Annotated in this window: 14 protein-coding genes; 10 read left to right on the forward strand and 4 right to left on the reverse strand. The window is 48.0% G+C overall.

Features of this window, described 5'->3' with window-relative positions:
- Positions 1–11: 11 nt before the first annotated feature.
- Positions 12–470 carry a flavodoxin gene (locus PCO85_05975; GenBank protein ID WJV54968.1) on the forward strand — a complete coding sequence of 153 codons (459 nt, stop codon included), beginning with the start codon at positions 12–14 and terminating at the stop codon, positions 468–470.
- A gap of 175 nt (positions 471–645) precedes the next feature.
- Here the strand turns inward: PCO85_05975 and PCO85_05980 are convergent, their stop codons facing one another.
- From PCO85_05980 to map, 4 genes are all read right to left on the reverse strand, one after another.
- The gene (locus PCO85_05980) at positions 646–1,035 is read right to left on the reverse strand and encodes a DUF3461 family protein (GenBank protein WJV54969.1); all 390 of its coding nucleotides are present in this window, start codon (positions 1,033–1,035) and stop codon (positions 646–648) included.
- A 115-nt stretch (positions 1,036–1,150) separates the two neighbouring features.
- Positions 1,151–1,975 (reverse strand): 2,3,4,5-tetrahydropyridine-2,6-dicarboxylate N-succinyltransferase, encoded by an 825-nt coding sequence (dapD, locus tag PCO85_05985; GenBank protein ID WJV54970.1) that lies wholly within the window; start codon positions 1,973–1,975, stop codon positions 1,151–1,153.
- 34 nt (positions 1,976–2,009) lie between these two features.
- Positions 2,010–4,694 carry a bifunctional uridylyltransferase/uridylyl-removing protein GlnD gene (gene glnD, locus PCO85_05990; protein WJV54971.1) on the reverse strand — a complete coding sequence of 895 codons (2,685 nt, stop codon included), beginning with the start codon at positions 4,692–4,694 and terminating at the stop codon, positions 2,010–2,012.
- Positions 4,695–4,810: 116 nt separating this feature from the next.
- On the reverse strand, positions 4,811–5,605 hold the full coding sequence (gene map, locus PCO85_05995) for a type I methionyl aminopeptidase (protein WJV54972.1): 795 nt from the start codon (positions 5,603–5,605) through the stop codon (positions 4,811–4,813).
- Between the two features lie 337 nt (positions 5,606–5,942).
- Between map and rpsB the strand changes: the two genes are divergently transcribed.
- The 9 genes from rpsB (at position 5,943) to bamA (ending at position 16,245) form a co-directional block, all read left to right on the forward strand.
- The gene (gene rpsB, locus PCO85_06000; protein WJV54973.1) at positions 5,943–6,668 is read left to right on the forward strand and encodes a 30S ribosomal protein S2; all 726 of its coding nucleotides are present in this window, start codon (positions 5,943–5,945) and stop codon (positions 6,666–6,668) included.
- Between the two features lie 111 nt (positions 6,669–6,779).
- A complete protein-coding gene (gene tsf, locus PCO85_06005) occupies positions 6,780–7,637 on the forward strand; it encodes a translation elongation factor Ts (protein WJV54974.1) in 858 nt (285 codons plus the stop codon).
- 146 nt (positions 7,638–7,783) lie between these two features.
- Positions 7,784–8,515, forward strand: a complete 732-nt coding sequence (pyrH, locus tag PCO85_06010; protein ID WJV54975.1) for a UMP kinase — start codon at positions 7,784–7,786, stop codon at positions 8,513–8,515.
- 137 nt (positions 8,516–8,652) lie between these two features.
- Entirely contained in the window at positions 8,653–9,210 is a 558-nt protein-coding gene (frr, locus tag PCO85_06015) for a ribosome recycling factor (protein WJV54976.1), read from the forward strand.
- A 186-nt stretch (positions 9,211–9,396) separates the two neighbouring features.
- Entirely contained in the window at positions 9,397–10,596 is a 1,200-nt protein-coding gene (gene ispC, locus PCO85_06020; protein ID WJV54977.1) for a 1-deoxy-D-xylulose-5-phosphate reductoisomerase, read from the forward strand.
- A gap of 181 nt (positions 10,597–10,777) precedes the next feature.
- On the forward strand, positions 10,778–11,539 hold the full coding sequence (ispU, locus tag PCO85_06025; protein ID WJV54978.1) for a (2E,6E)-farnesyl-diphosphate-specific ditrans,polycis-undecaprenyl-diphosphate synthase: 762 nt from the start codon (positions 10,778–10,780) through the stop codon (positions 11,537–11,539).
- A gap of 9 nt (positions 11,540–11,548) precedes the next feature.
- Positions 11,549–12,406 carry a phosphatidate cytidylyltransferase gene (gene cdsA / locus PCO85_06030; protein ID WJV54979.1) on the forward strand — a complete coding sequence of 286 codons (858 nt, stop codon included), beginning with the start codon at positions 11,549–11,551 and terminating at the stop codon, positions 12,404–12,406.
- 21 nt (positions 12,407–12,427) lie between these two features.
- Complete coding sequence (gene rseP, locus PCO85_06035) at positions 12,428–13,783, forward strand: sigma E protease regulator RseP (GenBank protein WJV54980.1); 1,356 nt, start codon at positions 12,428–12,430, stop codon at positions 13,781–13,783.
- Between the two features lie 35 nt (positions 13,784–13,818).
- Entirely contained in the window at positions 13,819–16,245 is a 2,427-nt protein-coding gene (gene bamA / locus PCO85_06040; GenBank protein ID WJV54981.1) for an outer membrane protein assembly factor BamA, read from the forward strand.
- The last annotated feature ends 45 nt before the right edge of the window (positions 16,246–16,290 follow it).

Below are 16,290 nucleotides of genomic sequence, written 5' to 3' on the forward strand. Positions count from 1 at the left end.
GAGTCAGTATCATGGCGCAGATAGGCATTTTTGTTGGCACGGTTTATGGGAACGCGTTGTTGGTTGCTGAAGAAGCGGAAAGTATTCTCAAAGAACATGGTCACGAAGTGGCTGTGTTTGAGGACGCTTCGCTAGAGTCCTGGTTGGCATACTGTCAGCATTATGTGTTGGTAGTCACGTCTACTACTGGCCAGGGGCAATTGCCGGAGTCTATTGCACCGCTGTATGAGGCACTGCGAGAGAAGGGCGGTTATCAGCCAGCGTTACATTATGGTTTGATTGCTCTGGGTGATAGTAGTTATGAGCATTTCTGTGGTGGTGGTCATCAGTTTGATTCGTTGTTGCAGGAGATCGGGGCGCAACGCATTGGTCAGGTACTGGAAATTGATGCAACTGAACATCCAGAGCCTGAAGTGCTCTCATCTCAATGGGTGGAGCAATGGGCGGGGCTGATTGATTCGCAAGGATAATGCCGAGCAGACAAAATAACAGGCCGGGGTCTACTGCCTGTTGAGTTTAAGTAGGATAGGGCAACCACCACGTTTCGTGCTCCTCGAGAAGGAACCTGACATGGTGGCACCCTAAGCACAGGATTAGCAGTGAACAGGTCCTGTTAAAGTAACGGATTGCATGTGCTGGAAAGGATTAGCGGTTTTTGGTCAGTCTTTCCAGATCGGCTTCGATTTCACTGATCTTATTGGTCACGACACTCTCCAGATGACGCAGGTCATCAAGAATTTTGCGTTTTAAATCCACTTCTACCTGTTCGTGCTGACAAATCTGATCCAGCTCATCGACGACATAGCGCAAGTTTGGGCTGATCTCATTGATCTCTTTATAACCTTGCCCGGCGTTGTCAGCCACAATGGTTTTACGCTGGCGGGGATACTTAAACTTGACGCTTTTGGCGAAAAATTCACCTTTGTCTTTGTGAAAGTAAATTTTCAGAATATCGTTGCTGGCTTCCTGTCGTAGGCTGTAGCGGTCGATATCTTCCGGGTTGGTAATACCCAGGCTTTTCAGATTGTCGTACATAGCACCACCTTTTTGTTGTAAATCATGTCACTATAGTGATGTAGCTGGTCTGTGTTGTCTGTGATAGTTTACCGGTCATAAAAAAATGGCAGGTTATTTAACCCGCCAGAGAAGTTTAGTCGATGGTGCGTAATAACTCATTAATTCCCACTTTACCACGGGTCTTGGCATCCACTTTTTTCACGATAATGGCGCAGTAGAGACTGTAACTGCCATCTTTAGAGGGGAGATTACCGGAAACGACCACGGAGCCAGCCGGTACCCGGCCATAGTGGATTTCACCGGTTTCACGGTCATAGATCTTGGTGCTTTGACCAATGAACACGCCCATGGAGATGACGGACCCTTCTTCAACAATGACACCTTCTACAATTTCAGAACGAGCACCGATGAAGCAATTGTCTTCGATAATTGTCGGGTTGGCCTGTAATGGTTCCAGTACGCCACCGATACCAACACCGCCAGACAGATGAACATTTTTACCGATCTGTGCGCAAGATCCGACAGTAACCCACGTATCCACCATGGTGCCTTCATCAACATAAGCGCCGATATTGACATAGGAAGGCATCAGCACCGTGTTGCGAGCGATATAGGCACCCTGGCGAACGCTGGCGGGCGGTACAACGCGGAAACCTTCCTGTAGGAAACGCTCAGCATCGTAATCTGCAAACTTCATCGGTACCTTGTCGTAATAGCGGGTTTCGGCACCATCCATCACACAGTTATCGTTGATGCGAAAAGAGAGTAATACCGCCTTTTTCAGCCATTGATGTGTGACCCACTGGCCGTTGATTTTTTCAGCGACACGCAATGACCCGCTGTCCAATTGGCTGATTACCTGGTTTATCGCGTCACGTGTCGCGCTGTCTACGTTAGTGGGCGTGATTTCCGCACGGTGTTCAAAGGCGGTTTCAATGATGTTCTGTAGTTGCTGCATTCTGTTTCTCTTTCCTGATTTACTGAAATAACAATTAAGACAAGTTTACTTTATCGTTTGGGTTAAGGGCTTCTGTCAACCGATCTTGTAGCTTAAGACGCAATTCGGGGCTTAATGCCCGGCTTTCATCATCCGCCAGTATAAATAGATCCTCTACACGTTCACCAATGGTGGAAATTCGTGCACCGTGTAATGACAAGTTAAGGTCGGCGAAAATCTCTCCGATACGGGCCAGCAAACCGGGATGGTCGAGCGCGATAAGCTCCATATAACTACGATGTTCGGTATGTGTTGGTAGAAAGCTGACTTCCGTGGGAACACTGAAGTGTCTTAGCTTGGACGATGGACGACGGATACGCGGGTTTTGGTAATCACGTTGCGTTAATGTCTGCTCGATCGCATAGCGGATCATTTCGTGACGATCCTGTGCCAACGGGCTACCGTCCGGTTCTAACACAATAAATGTATCCATCGCCATTCCATCCCTGCTGGTAAAAATCTGGGCGTCATGAACACTGAGATTTCGGCGGTCCAGCTCGCCGACTACGGCAGCAAACAGATAAGGGCGGTCTGGACTCCAGATAAATATTTCAGTACCGCCACGGCTGGCTTGATGGCTGATCAGCACCAGTGGTTTACTGGTATCATGCTCCAGCAGATGGCGTGCATGCCAGGCCAACTGATTGGGTGAGTGACGTAGGAAATAGTCAGCGCGGCAGCGGCTCCAGATATCATGCAGTGCTTCTTCGTCAATGTTATCCATGCGTAGCAATGCCAACGCCTGTAGGCGATGGTGCCGTACCCGTTCATGCAGATCCGGTGTGTTTTGCATACCACGACGTAGTTGTTTCTCGGTTGCAAAGTAGAGTTCGCGTAACAGACTCTGTTTCCAACTGTTCCAGAGCGTTTCATTAGTGGCGCAGATATCCGCCACCGTCAGATTAACCAGATAACGCAGCCGGGTTTCGCTTTGAACCTGCTCGGCGAAATGCTGAATGACCACCGGATCCTGAATGTCACGGCGCTGTGCGGTGACTGACATCAGCAAATGGCAGCGAACCAACCATGAAACAAGCTGAGCTTCCCGCGAGTTCAGACCATGCAGGGCGGCAAATTCAAGTGCGTCTTTGGCACCCAGCTCAGAGTGATCTCCTCCCCGACCTTTGGCGATATCATGGAACAGTGCGGCCAGCAGAAGCAGGTTGGGTTGTGGAAGTCGTGGATAAAGCTCCACGCACAGTGGATGGTTGGTACGGGTGGATTCATCGGCAAAACTTTCCAGTTTCATCAGTACCCGGATGGTATGCTCGTCTACCGTGTAGGCATGGAATAGATCAAACTGCATTTGTCCGACAATGTTTCCCCACTGGGGCATATAAGCCCACAATACGCTGTGGCGATGCATCGGTAACAGTGCCCGACTCACAGCGTGAGGATGGCGTAGTATCATCATGAACAGATGACGCGCTTCCTCAATGGCACACAAGGGTTGGGCGAGGTGACGCCGCGCATAGCGTAACTGGCGCAGCGTAGTGGAATAGATACCAGTAATTTCCTTATTGCGTACCATCACATAAAACATACGCATGATGGATTCAGGTTTACGCTCAAACAGCGTTTCGTCCTGTAGATCTATCAGGGTGCCGCGCAACTGGAATTCCTCATCAAGAGGACGCGGTTTTTCACTGGTGTCCAGTGCCAGAATAGCTTCATCAAACAGTTGCAACAGCATCTGGTTCAGCTCACCTACTCGCCGCGTCATTCGATAGAAGTCTTTCATCATTCGTTCTACCGGAGCGTTGCCTTCTCCCTGATATTGTAAAAGCTGGGCAACATTGAGTTGACGGTCAAACAATAGTCGATTGTCGTAACGAGGTAAAATCAGATGTAACGCGAAGCGGATACGCCAGAGAAAACTCTGGCACTCGTTCAATTCATTGCGTTCAGCCTCGGTCAGAAAACCAAATTCCACCATTTCATTCAGGGATGTAGCACCAAAATGGCGACGGGCGACCCATAGCAAGGTGTGAATATCCCGTAAACCTCCGGGGCTGCTTTTAATATCAGGCTCCAGGTTATAACTGGTGCTGTGATAACGTTGATGACGTTCCCGCTGTTCAGCAATTTTTGCTGCAAAAAACATCGCTGATGGCCAGAAATCGTCGCTGAAAATATGCTTCTGAAGTGTGAGGAAAAGCGCGACATCGCCACAAATCATTCGAGATTCAATCAGGTTGGTAGCAACGGAAATGTCGGCTCGCCCTTCATGCAGACATTCATCCAGTGTACGGACGCTATGACCGACTTCCAGTTTCAAATCCCACAGTAAGGTAATAAACGCGCTGATGGTTTGCGACTGGGCTTCACTCAGCTTTTGTTGGCTTAATACCAGCAGATCAATGTCAGAAAGCGGATGCAACTCACCACGACCGTAACCGCCTACCGCGACCAGAGCGGTTTGTTGTACGTTTTCAAAGCCATAAAAGCGCCATAGACGCTGCAACAGATGATCGATAAATAAAGTTCTTGCATCAATTAATATCTCCGCACTGACACCCGCTTTGAACTCATCAGCCAACCACAGCTGGAATTGTTCCAGATGCTGTTTTAGCGTCTGGCATTCGAGCATGTCATCGCTGAAGGTTAATGGCGAGATGGGGGTCATATGGACCGGTACGGCGGACTCTGGTGTATCGTGCGGAAGGTCTCTGTCGATCATGTTACTCAACCCATATGAAATCGTAGAGAGTGATTTTAAACACCACTTGTGGCGGCCCGAAAGCGAGTAAACAGAAATCTTCCACCATAATAAAGCCGGCGATTGCCGGCTGGTGTTTATTCCTGATGTGTGATGATGTTGGGGATGGTGTCATCTTTTCTCAACGTCATTATCTCACAGCCGTTTTCTGTCACCACAATAGTATGCTCGTACTGTGCCGACAAGCTGCGATCTTTGGTTTTTACTGTCCAGCCATCTTTCATGCTGCGAATGCGGAAATCACCCGCATTGACCATCGGTTCTATCGTGAACGCCATGCCGGGTTGTAACACCACACCACCGTCATCGGCATCGTAATGCAGTACTTGGGGTTCTTCATGGAAACCCTTGCCAATGCCGTGGCCACAATACTCACGTACCACGGAGAAATCCTGGGCTTCCACATATTTCTGAATTTCTTTACCCAGAGTGCGCAGACGAATGCCCGGTTTAACCATCTTGAGCGCCAGATAGAGGCTTTCCTGGGTGATCCGACATAAGCGTTCTCCCAAAATGGTGGGTTTCCCGGCAATAAACATTTTTGATGTATCGCCATGAAAGTCATCTTTGATGACGGTGACATCGATATTGACAATGTCGCCATCTTTCAGAATTTTTTCATCGCTGGGAATACCGTGGCACACTACTTCATTAACAGAAATACAGACTGATTTCGGAAAACCGTGGTAGCCCAGGCATGCTGAGATCGCATGCTGTTTATTGATGATATGATCGTGACAGATACGATCCAGTTCACCGGTGCTGACGCCGGGAACCACATAAGGTTCGATGATTTCCAATACTTCAGCAGCCAAGCGCCCGGCTACACGCATTTTCTCGATATCTGTAGCTGTTTTAATTGATATTGCCATTGAAATTTGTCCACAAGTGTCGTTGTTTTTAACGAAATAGAGTCAACAAGATAGTAACTTATGGTATCAGCCTCGCCAGACACTGCCAAATCATGATTCCATAACATTGGTATAACACACAACAAAAGTTGGTGCCTGAAGGCTGATTATGGTATAAAGCGCGCCGACGATTCGGCTATATTTCTGCGACAGAAGTGGCTGAATCTTCATAGAACTCACTATGTGTATATAACACACACGTGTCGACACATTTGCCGGGGTGCTCTGGTGCTTGCATTCAGAGTCGGTGTAATGGGACACGTGGAGGCATAACCCCATACTTAATTTAGAGGTAATCATGGCAACTGTTTCCATGCGCGACATGCTTAAGGCTGGTGTACACTTTGGTCACCAGACCCGTTACTGGAACCCGAAAATGAAACCTTTCATTTTTGGATCACGTAACAAAGTTCACATCATCAACCTTGAAAAAACCGTACCGATGTTCAACGACTCTCTCGCTGAGCTGAGCAGAATTGCTTCTCACAAGGGTAAAATTCTGTTCGTTGGTACTAAGCGCGCAGCAAGCGAAGCGATAAAAGAATCAGCTACCAACTGTGATCAGTTCTTCGTGAACCATCGCTGGTTAGGCGGTATGCTGACTAACTGGAAAACCGTTCGTCAGTCCATCAAGCGTTTGAAAGATCTGGAAACGCAGTCTCAGGATGGTACTTTCGACAAGCTGACCAAGAAAGAAGCGCTGGTTCGTACTCGTGAACTGGACAAGCTGGAAAACAGCCTTGGTGGTATCAAAGACATGGGCGGCCTGCCTGACGCGCTATTCGTTATTGATGCCGATCATGAACACATTGCTATCAAAGAAGCAAACAACCTGGGTATTCCGGTATTTGCTATCGTTGATACCAACTCCGATCCAGACGGCGTTGATTACATTATTCCTGGTAATGATGATGCTATTCGTGCAATTAACCTGTATCTGAGTGCGGTCGCAACTGCTGTGCGTGAAGGTCGTTCTCAGGATCTGGTTGAACAGGCAGAAGAGAGCTTCGTCGAAGCTGAATAATAAGACAGGCTCTTTTGAGCCCTTATTAACCAGGTATGACATATGTTGGTTAGGGGGCCTGTTCGGCCCCCTTTTACTTATCTCCCCCATGAGATAACCGAGGAAAAGATAATGGCTGAAATTACCGCTGCCCTGGTAAAAGAACTGCGTGAGCGTACTGGCGCCGGCATGATGGAATGTAAGAAAGCACTGGTTGAAGCGAATGGTGACATTGAGCTGGCCATCGACAACATGCGTAAATCAGGCCAGGCTAAAGCTGCGAAAAAAGCAGGACGTGTTGCCGCTGAAGGTATTATCCTGACCAAAATTTCTGCAGACGGCAAATACGGTGTTGTTGTTGAACTGAACTGTGAAACTGACTTCGTGGCTAAAGATGCCGGTTTTAAAGCTTTTGGTGAAGATGTTATCAATGCTGCACTGAATGAGCGCATCTCCGATGTTGAAGTACTGAAAGCGAAGTTTGAAGAAGGCCGTACTGCGCTGGTGTCCAAGATTGGTGAAAACATCAACATTCGCCGTGTTGCTGTTCAGACTGGTGATGCTTTGGGCTCTTATATGCATGGCGCACGTATCGGTGTTCTCGTTGCGGCCACAGGTGCTGATGAAGAACTGATTAAACACGTTGCTATGCACATTGCGGCTAGCAAACCAGAATATGTTAACGCCGAAGACGTACCGGCTGACGTTGTTTCTCGTGAGTATCAGATCCAGCTGGATATTGCGATGCAATCCGGAAAACCGCGTGAAATTGCAGAGAAAATGGTTGAAGGACGCATGCGTAAATTCACCGGTGAGATCTCCCTGTCTGGTCAGCATTTTGTCATGGATCCAAGCAAAACGGTTGGTCAGTTGCTGAAAGAGCATAGTGCCAGTGTAAGCGGCTTCATCCGTTTTGAAGTAGGTGAAGGCATTGAGAAAGCTGAAACTGACTTTGCTGCTGAAGTCGCAGCAATGAGTAAGCAGTCTTAATTATAAAAAGGAACCGCCAATCGGCGGTTCCTTTTTATCCAACCTTAAAAATAGTTTCGTGGCACTGAGCGTATCTTTATCCTAGGTCGCTCAGTGTCATTGTAATAACCCTCAATACGATGACAGCCTGTTAGGACAAAAACACCATGGCAACCAACTCAAAACCTGTATATCAACGTATCCTGCTCAAGCTTAGTGGCGAAGCCCTGCAAGGCGCCGAAGGTTTCGGTATTGATGCAAGCATCCTGGATCGTATGGCTCAGGAAGTAAAAGAACTGGTTGAGCTGGATATCCAGGTCGGAGTGGTAATAGGCGGTGGTAACCTGTTTCGTGGTGCCGGTTTGGCTAAAGCAGGCATGAACCGTGTTGTAGGTGACCATATGGGTATGCTGGCTACGGTAATGAATGGCCTGGCGATGCGTGATGCATTGCACCGTGCCTATGTCAACGCCCGTTTGATGTCTGCTATCCCGTTGAATGGTGTCTGTGATAATTACAGTTGGGCAGAAGCCATCAGCCTGTTGCGTAATAATCGCGTAGTGATTTTTTCCGCCGGGACAGGTAATCCTTTTTTTACCACCGATTCTGCTGCCTGTCTGCGCGGCATTGAAATCGAAGCTGATGTGGTATTGAAAGCCACCAAGGTCGATGGCGTTTATTCCGCCGATCCAATACAGGATCCCAATGCCACGCTGTACGAAACACTGTGCTATCAGGACGTACTGGAACGTGAACTTAAAGTTATGGACTTGGCTGCTTTCACTTTGGCGAGAGACCATAATTTGCCAATCCGGGTGTTTAATATGAATAAACCGGGTGCATTGCGGCGTGTCGTGATGGGTGAAAAAGAGGGTACGTTGATCAGTAATAACGGCTGACGACAAAAGTAAGGTAATATTCTGTTTTGGTGGCACAAGATAGCGCCATACATTGCCAGCTGACGCTGGTGTAAATTATTCACCGGATCATGTCGAGACGTGATCTGACAGGCAACCAGTTTTCAAGGGTTCACAACGTGACTAATGAAATCAGAAAAGATGCTGAAACACGCATGGAAAAATGCGTTGAGGTTTTTAAGAACCAGATCGGCAAAATCCGTACCGGCCGTGCCTCTCCCAGCTTACTGGACGGTATTCATGTTGAATATTATGGCACTGCAACCCCGTTGCGTCAGCTTGCCAACATTGTAGTAGAGGATTCCCGTACTTTGTCGATCACAGTATTCGATCGCACGTTGGGAGCAGCAGTTGAAAAAGCAATTATGAAATCCGATCTGGGGCTTAATCCTATGTCGGCAGGTTCAGTTATTCGTGTACCGCTGCCGCCGTTGACGGAGGAGCGTCGTAAGGACCTGATCAAAGTCGTCCGTGGTGAAGCTGAGCAAAGTCGCGTCTCTGTCCGCAACGTCCGCCGTGATGCGAATGACAAGTTAAAGGCCCAACTGAAAGACAAGACCATCAGTGAAGATGAAGAACGTCGTGCTCAGGATGAAATTCAGAAACTGACTGACAGTTACATCAAAAAGGTTGATGCCACATTGGCTGATAAAGAAAGCGAACTGATGGATTTTTAATCCATCAGTTTGGGTCGGCGTCGCCGGGTAGGAACAGGATGTATTCCTTCTCTCCCTGCGGCGCTTTATTTTTTATTGTTCCCTTGATGCAGGGTTATTTTTTTATAACGGTCATAGACAGTTTATGTCAATCGTTTCAGACTGAGCTACCTCCCTGTAATCAATTGCAGTTATTCAGAGCATTTCATGAAGACACTGACCATCCTTGGTTCTACCGGTTCGATTGGCGTCAGTTCACTGTCGGTCATTCGGGCCAATCCTGATAAATTTTCGGTCAAGTCATTAGTCGCCGGACGTAATGTATCCCGCATGCTGGAACAATGCCTGGAATTCCATCCAACCTATGCTTCAATGGCAGATGAGATTTCTGCTCGGGAATTACGCCAGCAGCTAAGCCAGCATGGTTGTCGTACAGAAGTAATGGCGGGAGAGCTAGCTGCGTGTGAACTAGCGGCGCTGAATGATGTTGATCAGGTCATCGCGGCCATTGTGGGGGCGGCAGGATTGTTGCCAACATTGTCGGCTATCCGAGCCGATAAACAGGTGCTGTTAGCCAATAAAGAGTCGCTGGTTACCTGCGGCCGTCTGTTTATGGAAGCTGTTTCAAAAAGCCGTGCACAATTGTTGCCCATAGACAGCGAGCATAATGCCATTTTTCAGAGTTTGCCTGAGCAAATCCAATGTCAGTTGGGGCATGGTTCCCTGATTCAATACGGTGTCGAGCGAATTATCTTGACTGGGTCTGGTGGGCCTTTTCGTGAAATCCCGCTAACAGAGATGAGTACAATGACCCCCGATCAGGCTTGTGCTCACCCTAACTGGTCGATGGGACGCAAAATTTCAGTGGATTCGGCGACCATGATGAATAAAGGGCTGGAATACATTGAAGCCCGCTGGCTTTTCAATGCTTCGGAAGCACAGATGGAGGTTATCATTCATCCTCAGTCGGTCATCCATTCCATGGTGCGTTACCGGGATGGCAGTGTGCTGGCGCAGTTGGGCGCTCCCGATATGCGTACGCCGATTGCCCACGCGATGGCATATCCGGCACGAGTGAATTCCGGCGTAGAGATGTTGGATTTCTGTCGTCTTGGCGCATTGACATTTTCGGCACCAGATTATCATCGCTATCCTTGTTTGCGGCTGGCCATTGAAGCCTGTAATCAAGGGCAGGCCGCCACAACCACACTGAATGCCGCTAATGAAGTTGCGGTAGAGGCATTTCTACGTTCGGGTATCCGTTTTACTGATATTGCTGCGGTCAACCAGAGCGTGTTGGAACAGCTTGCTTTACCCGAGCCTGACAGTGTGGACGACGTTCTTGTTATTGATCGTTGGGCCAGACGTATTGCCACCCAGACATTGTTGCGATATCAGCAACCTTAGTTGATCGCGCGTTTGTTCACGTGCCATTGAAATGATATAGTCTGCGCCATTTGGTGTGGGGGATAGGTGTGACGGTCAACGATGGCAATAGGTTCTACCTGTTCGCGATTTTTGCGCTGGTCAGATCGAACGTCACGGATAAACAGCCGTTTTTCTTATTTGAGGAAATTAAGTACACGTTATGCCGTCCGAAAATCAGCAAGGTAGTCAGAATCAGTTACCCGTTGGGCCACGTCATGTCGCCATTATTATGGATGGTAATGGGCGCTGGGCTAAACATCGGGGTAAACTGCGGATATTCGGGCATCAGGCGGGGGTAAAGTCTGTTCGTCGTGCTGTGAGTTTTTCTGTCAGTCATCATCTTGATGCGTTGACGCTATATGCGTTCAGCAGCGAAAACTGGAATCGTCCGACGCAGGAAGTGACGTCTTTGATGGAGTTGTTTGTACGGGCGCTCGATAGTGAAGTAAAAAATCTTCACAAACATAACGTCCGGTTACGTATTATTGGCGATATCAGTCGTTTTAATACTCGGTTACAGGAACGGATTCGCCGCTCGGAACATCTGACAGAAAATAATACTGGGCTTACGCTGAATATCGCTGCAAATTATGGCGGCCGTTGGGATATTATTCAGAGTGTCAGAAAGATAGCGGAGCAGGTACAGGAAGGCGTTTTACGCCCTGATACCATCAATGAAGAAACTCTATGCCGTTACATCTGTCTGAGTGATCTCTCGCCTGTGGATTTGGTAATAAGAACCGGTGGTGAGCACCGTATCAGCAATTTTCTACTGTGGCAGATTGCCTATGCTGAGCTTTATTTTACCGATGTTCTCTGGCCCGATTTTGATGAACAAGTCTTTGAAGGTGCTCTGAATGCATTTGCACAACGTGAGCGTCGCTTCGGGGGAACAACACCTATTGATACTGATGTATCCTAGGGAGAACTTTTGCTGAAGTACCGTCTGATAACTGCTTTGATTCTTATTCCTGCTGTTATCGCTGCACTGTTTTTATTGCCGCTTGTGGGTTTTGCCCTGGTTACGTTGGCGGTATGTATGCTTGCAGCTTGGGAATGGGGGCAATTTGCCGGATTTGCATCCTATACTCATCGAGTCTGGTTGGCGATTTTTTGTGGCTTGTTGCTGGCTCTGATGCTATTCACCCTTCCGCCATATCATCATCCTGTATCTATCTTGCAAGTCAGGATGTCACTCTGGTCATCGTTAGTTTGGTGGAGCCTGGCTCTGCTACTGGTTCTGTTTTATCCGGCGTCAGCATCATTGTGGCGTTCTTCACGGATACTTCGCCTGCTCTTCGGTGTATTGACTATTGTCCCATTTTTCTGGGGAATGTTGGCATTACGGCAGTATAACTACGAGTCTAATCCGTACGCCGGTGCCTGGTGGTTGTTGTATGTCATGTTGCTTGTATGGGGAGCGGACAGTGGTGCCTATATGTTTGGTCGGCTATTCGGGCAGCGTAAACTTGCACCTAAGGTTTCACCAGGAAAAACCTGGGAAGGTTTGGTTGGAGGATTAGTGACTTCCGCGCTGATTTCGTTACTCTTTAGTCACTATGTGCCGCTGGCGACATCAATGACAACGTTGCTGGTTTGCTCTATTGTGGCCGCGTTAGCTTCGGTTCTGGGTGATCTGACCGAGAGCATGTTCAAACGTGAAGCAGGTCTAAAAGACAGTAGTCACTTGATACCTGGTCATGGTGGTGTTTTGGATCGTATAGATAGTCTTACTGCGGCAGTACCGGTTTTTTCTTGCCTGATGCTACTGATTTTTAAAGCTATTTAGGGAAAAGGTTAAGGCCTGTTTATGATAAATATCCTCTGGAATCTGGCCGCATTTATCATTGCATTAGGTGTATTGATAACGGTTCATGAATTCGGCCATTTCTGGGTCGCACGCCGGTGCGGCGTCAGAGTCGAACGCTTTTCGATTGGTTTTGGTAAAGCGTTGTGGCGACGTTATGATCGTCATGGTACAGAATACGTTATCGCACTCATCCCTCTTGGTGGTTATGTTAAAATGCTGGATGGCCGGATTGATAATGTCCCGACAGCACTTTTCCACCAAGCCTTCAATAATAAAACTGTCTTGCAACGTGCTGCGATTGTAAGTGCCGGCCCAATTGCCAATTTTATCTTCGCTGTTTTTGCATACTGGATGGTGTTTATCATCGGAGTACCGGGCATACGTCCAGTGGTTGGTGAAGTTTTGCCCGATTCGATTGCATCGCACGCGCAAATTTCACCAGGAATGGAACTAAAGACCATTGGCGGTATCGAAACGCCTGACTGGGATAGTGCACGTCTGGCTCTGATTGGCAAGATTGGTGATCCTGAAGTTATCATTGGTACCGCGCCATTGGGTTCGTCGCAGATTGAACGGAAAACGTTGAATCTGCGTGACTGGCATTTTGAGCCCGATAAACAGGATCCTGCCGTTTCGTTGGGAATTGTTCCTCGTGGACCGCAGATCGACGCAGTATTAACACAAGTCCAGCCTCATTCCGCCGCAGAAAAGGCGGGTTTAGATGTCGGGGACAGGATCGTTAAAGTCGATGGTCAACCGCTGACGCGTTGGCAGCAGTTTGTTACCACGATACGTGATAACCCAGGTAATGTAGTCACTCTGGAGGTTGAAAGAGGAGGGGAAACCCTGACGTTGTCTCTGACGCCAGACAAGAAGTCTGTGGGACAAGGTCACTATGTGGGTTTCGCTGGTGTTGTCCCTCGAGTCATACCATTGCCCGATGAGTATAGAACGGTACGTCAGTATGGGCCGTTTGGCGCGATTTATGAAGCCAGCGATAAAACCTGGCAATTAATGAAGCTGACGGTCAGTATGCTGGGTAAGTTGATTACCGGCGATATAAAGTTGAACAACCTGAGTGGGCCGATATCGATTGCTCAGGGGGCAGGGATGTCAGCGGATTATGGATTGATTTATTACCTGATGTTTTTGGCATTGATAAGCGTCAATCTGGGGGTCATCAATCTGTTTCCTCTACCGGTATTAGATGGTGGTCACCTGCTTTTTCTGGTGCTTGAAAAACTGAAGGGTAAGCCGGTTTCCGAGCGTGTGCAGAACTTCGGTTATCGCATTGGCACGGTGTTGCTGATGATGTTAATGGGGCTCGCACTTTTTAATGATTTCTCCCGCCTTTAGGTGTGAGACCAGGTTAGGATAAGCGCATAACAACGATGGCGATGAAAAAGTTGCTCATAGCGTCGCTGCTGTTCAGCAGCGCCACCGTATACGGTGCAGACGGGTTCGTAGTGAAAGATATTCATTTCGAGGGCCTGCAGCGGGTTGCCGTCGGTGCGGCATTACTTAGTATGCCAGTCCGAGTGGGGGATACCGTTAGTGATGAAGATATCGGTAATACCATTCGTGCTTTATTTGCGACCGGAAACTTTGAGGATGTCCGAGTCCTGCGTGATGGCGAAACACTGGTTGTCCAAGTTAAAGAACGTCCAACGATCGCCAGTATAACTTTCTCCGGCAATAAATCGGTTAAGGACGAAATGCTGAAGGAGAATCTGGATGCCTCCGGTGTTCGTGTAGGCGATGCACTTGATCGCACAACGATTTCCAATATTGAGAAGGGTCTGGAAGATTTTTACTATAGCGTGGGTAAATATAGCGCTACGGTAAAAGCAATAGTGACTCCGCTGCCGCGTAATCGTGTAGACCTTAAGTTGGTGTTCACGGAAGGGGTATCAGCGAAAATCCAGCAGATTAATATTGTTGGGAATAAGGCATTTAACTCTGATGAGTTGATTTCTCATTTTCAACTACGTGATGAGGTTCCCTGGTGGAATGTTGTCGGCGATCGTAAATATCAGAAGCAAAAACTTTCCGGTGATCTGGAAACATTGCGTAGTTTCTATTTGGATCGTGGTTATGCACGTTTCAAAATCGATTCAACGCAGGTTAGCCTGACGCCAGACAAAAAAGGTATTTACATCACCATTAACCTGACCGAAGGCGAGAAGTACAAGCTGTCTGGTGTGACGGTCCGTGGCAATCTGGCTGGCCATTCGGCTGAGATCGAAGCGTTGACCAAAATTCAGCCGGGAGCGCTGTATAACGGCACTAAAGTGACCCGGATGGAAGATGATATCAAGAAACTGTTGGGGCGGTATGGTTATGCCTATCCACGTGTGGTTACCCAGCCTGAAATCAACGATGCGGATAAAACGGTTCGCTTGAATATCAATGTTGATGCGGGCAATCGCTTTTCTGTCCGCCGTATCCGTTTTGAAGGTAATGATACGTCCAAAGATTCTGTGTTACGGCGGGAAATGCGCCAGATGGAAGGCGGTTGGCTTGCTAACAATTTGGTCGAAAAAGGTAAAGAACGTCTCGACCGTTTGGGTTATTTTGAAAGCGTAAATGTTGAAACCCAGCGTGTACCAGGAACACCGGATCAAGTAGATGTCATCTATAAGGTAAAAGAACGAAACACCGGTACTTTTAACTTTGGTATCGGTTTCGGTACGGAAAGTGGTGTCAGTTTTCAAGCTGGGGTGCAACAGGATAACTGGTTGGGTACCGGTAATTCTGTGGGGATTAGTGGTACGAAGAATGATTACCAGACCTATATTGAACTCTCCATGACCGACCCGTATTTTACGGTCGACGGAGTTAGTTTAGGTGGACGAATCTTCTATAATAATTTTGACGCCAATAATGCTGATTTGTCCGACTATACTGACCGCAGTTACGGAACCGGCGCCACACTAGGTTTCCCGGTTAACGAAAATAACTCGCTGAACGTTGGTTTAGATTATGTCCACAATGATCTATCGGATATGAAGCCACAAGTGTCTATGTGGCGTTATCTGGGGGAAATGGGCGTCCATCCTGAAGTTGTCACTGAGTCTAACTCTACTAGCAGTGCCGACGTATCGGCGGACGATTTCTTTGCAAAGACCGGCTGGACTTATAACAACCTCGATCGTGGCTATTTCCCAACAGCAGGTAATCGTACTTCTCTGAATGCGAAAGTAACGGTGCCAGGTTCGGATAACGAATATTATAAGCTGACTTTTGATTCAACGAGCTATTTACCGCTGAGTGAAAGTCATAACTGGGTGTTGATGGGCAGGACCAAAGCCGGATTCGCCGATGGCTTGGGCGGAAAAGGAGTGCCGTTCTACGATAATTTCTATGCTGGTGGTTCCAGTACCGTGCGTGGTTTCCGTTCTAACACGATTGGCCCGAAGGCGGCTTATTACAATTGTGCTTCTGGTGTGGCGTCTTATGCCAATTGCCCGATCGACAATAGCAGTGATGCTGTTGGCGGGAATGCTATGGCAGTGATGAGTGGTGAATTAATCGTTCCGACACCGTTCATCAGTGAGAAGTATGCCAGTTCAGTACGTACTTCCCTCTTTGTGGATGCTGGTACGGTATGGGATACCCACTGGGAAAATACAGCACAAACAGTGGCTGCTGGAGTACCTGATTATAATAGCCCTGGTAACATCCGTATTTCTTCCGGTATTGCGCTACAATGGATGTCACCACTTGGGCCATTGGTATTCTCTTATGCCCAACCGATTAAGAAATATAGTGGGGATAAGTCGGAGCAGTTCCAGTTTAATATTGGTAAGACCTGGTAATCTGATCATATAGGCAAGCGTCGCACGGATATTATGGCGCCGGTG

It is taken from the genome of Prodigiosinella aquatilis (assembly GCA_030388725.1).
In the GTDB taxonomy this organism is placed as follows: Bacteria; Pseudomonadota; Gammaproteobacteria; order Enterobacterales; family Enterobacteriaceae; genus Prodigiosinella; species Prodigiosinella aquatilis.

Bases quoted from the DNA above. Each gene is read 5' to 3' on its own strand.
- PCO85_05975 (WJV54968.1), top strand. From the start codon at position 12: ATGGCGCAGATAGGCATTTTTGTTGGCACGGTTTATGGGAACGCGTTG.
- PCO85_05980 (WJV54969.1), bottom strand. From the start codon at position 1,035: ATGTACGACAATCTGAAAAGCCTGGGTATTACCAACCCGGAAGATATC.
- dapD (WJV54970.1), bottom strand. From the start codon at position 1,975: ATGCAGCAACTACAGAACATCATTGAAACCGCCTTTGAACACCGTGCG.
- glnD (WJV54971.1), bottom strand. From the start codon at position 4,694: ATGATCGACAGAGACCTTCCGCACGATACACCAGAGTCCGCCGTACCG.
- map (WJV54972.1), bottom strand. From the start codon at position 5,605: ATGGCAATATCAATTAAAACAGCTACAGATATCGAGAAAATGCGTGTA.
- rpsB (WJV54973.1), top strand. From the start codon at position 5,943: ATGGCAACTGTTTCCATGCGCGACATGCTTAAGGCTGGTGTACACTTT.
- tsf (WJV54974.1), top strand. From the start codon at position 6,780: ATGGCTGAAATTACCGCTGCCCTGGTAAAAGAACTGCGTGAGCGTACT.
- pyrH (WJV54975.1), top strand. From the start codon at position 7,784: ATGGCAACCAACTCAAAACCTGTATATCAACGTATCCTGCTCAAGCTT.
- ispC (WJV54977.1), top strand. From the start codon at position 9,397: ATGAAGACACTGACCATCCTTGGTTCTACCGGTTCGATTGGCGTCAGT.
- ispU (WJV54978.1), top strand. From the start codon at position 10,778: ATGCCGTCCGAAAATCAGCAAGGTAGTCAGAATCAGTTACCCGTTGGG.
- rseP (WJV54980.1), top strand. From the start codon at position 12,428: ATGATAAATATCCTCTGGAATCTGGCCGCATTTATCATTGCATTAGGT.
- bamA (WJV54981.1), top strand. From the start codon at position 13,819: ATGGCGATGAAAAAGTTGCTCATAGCGTCGCTGCTGTTCAGCAGCGCC.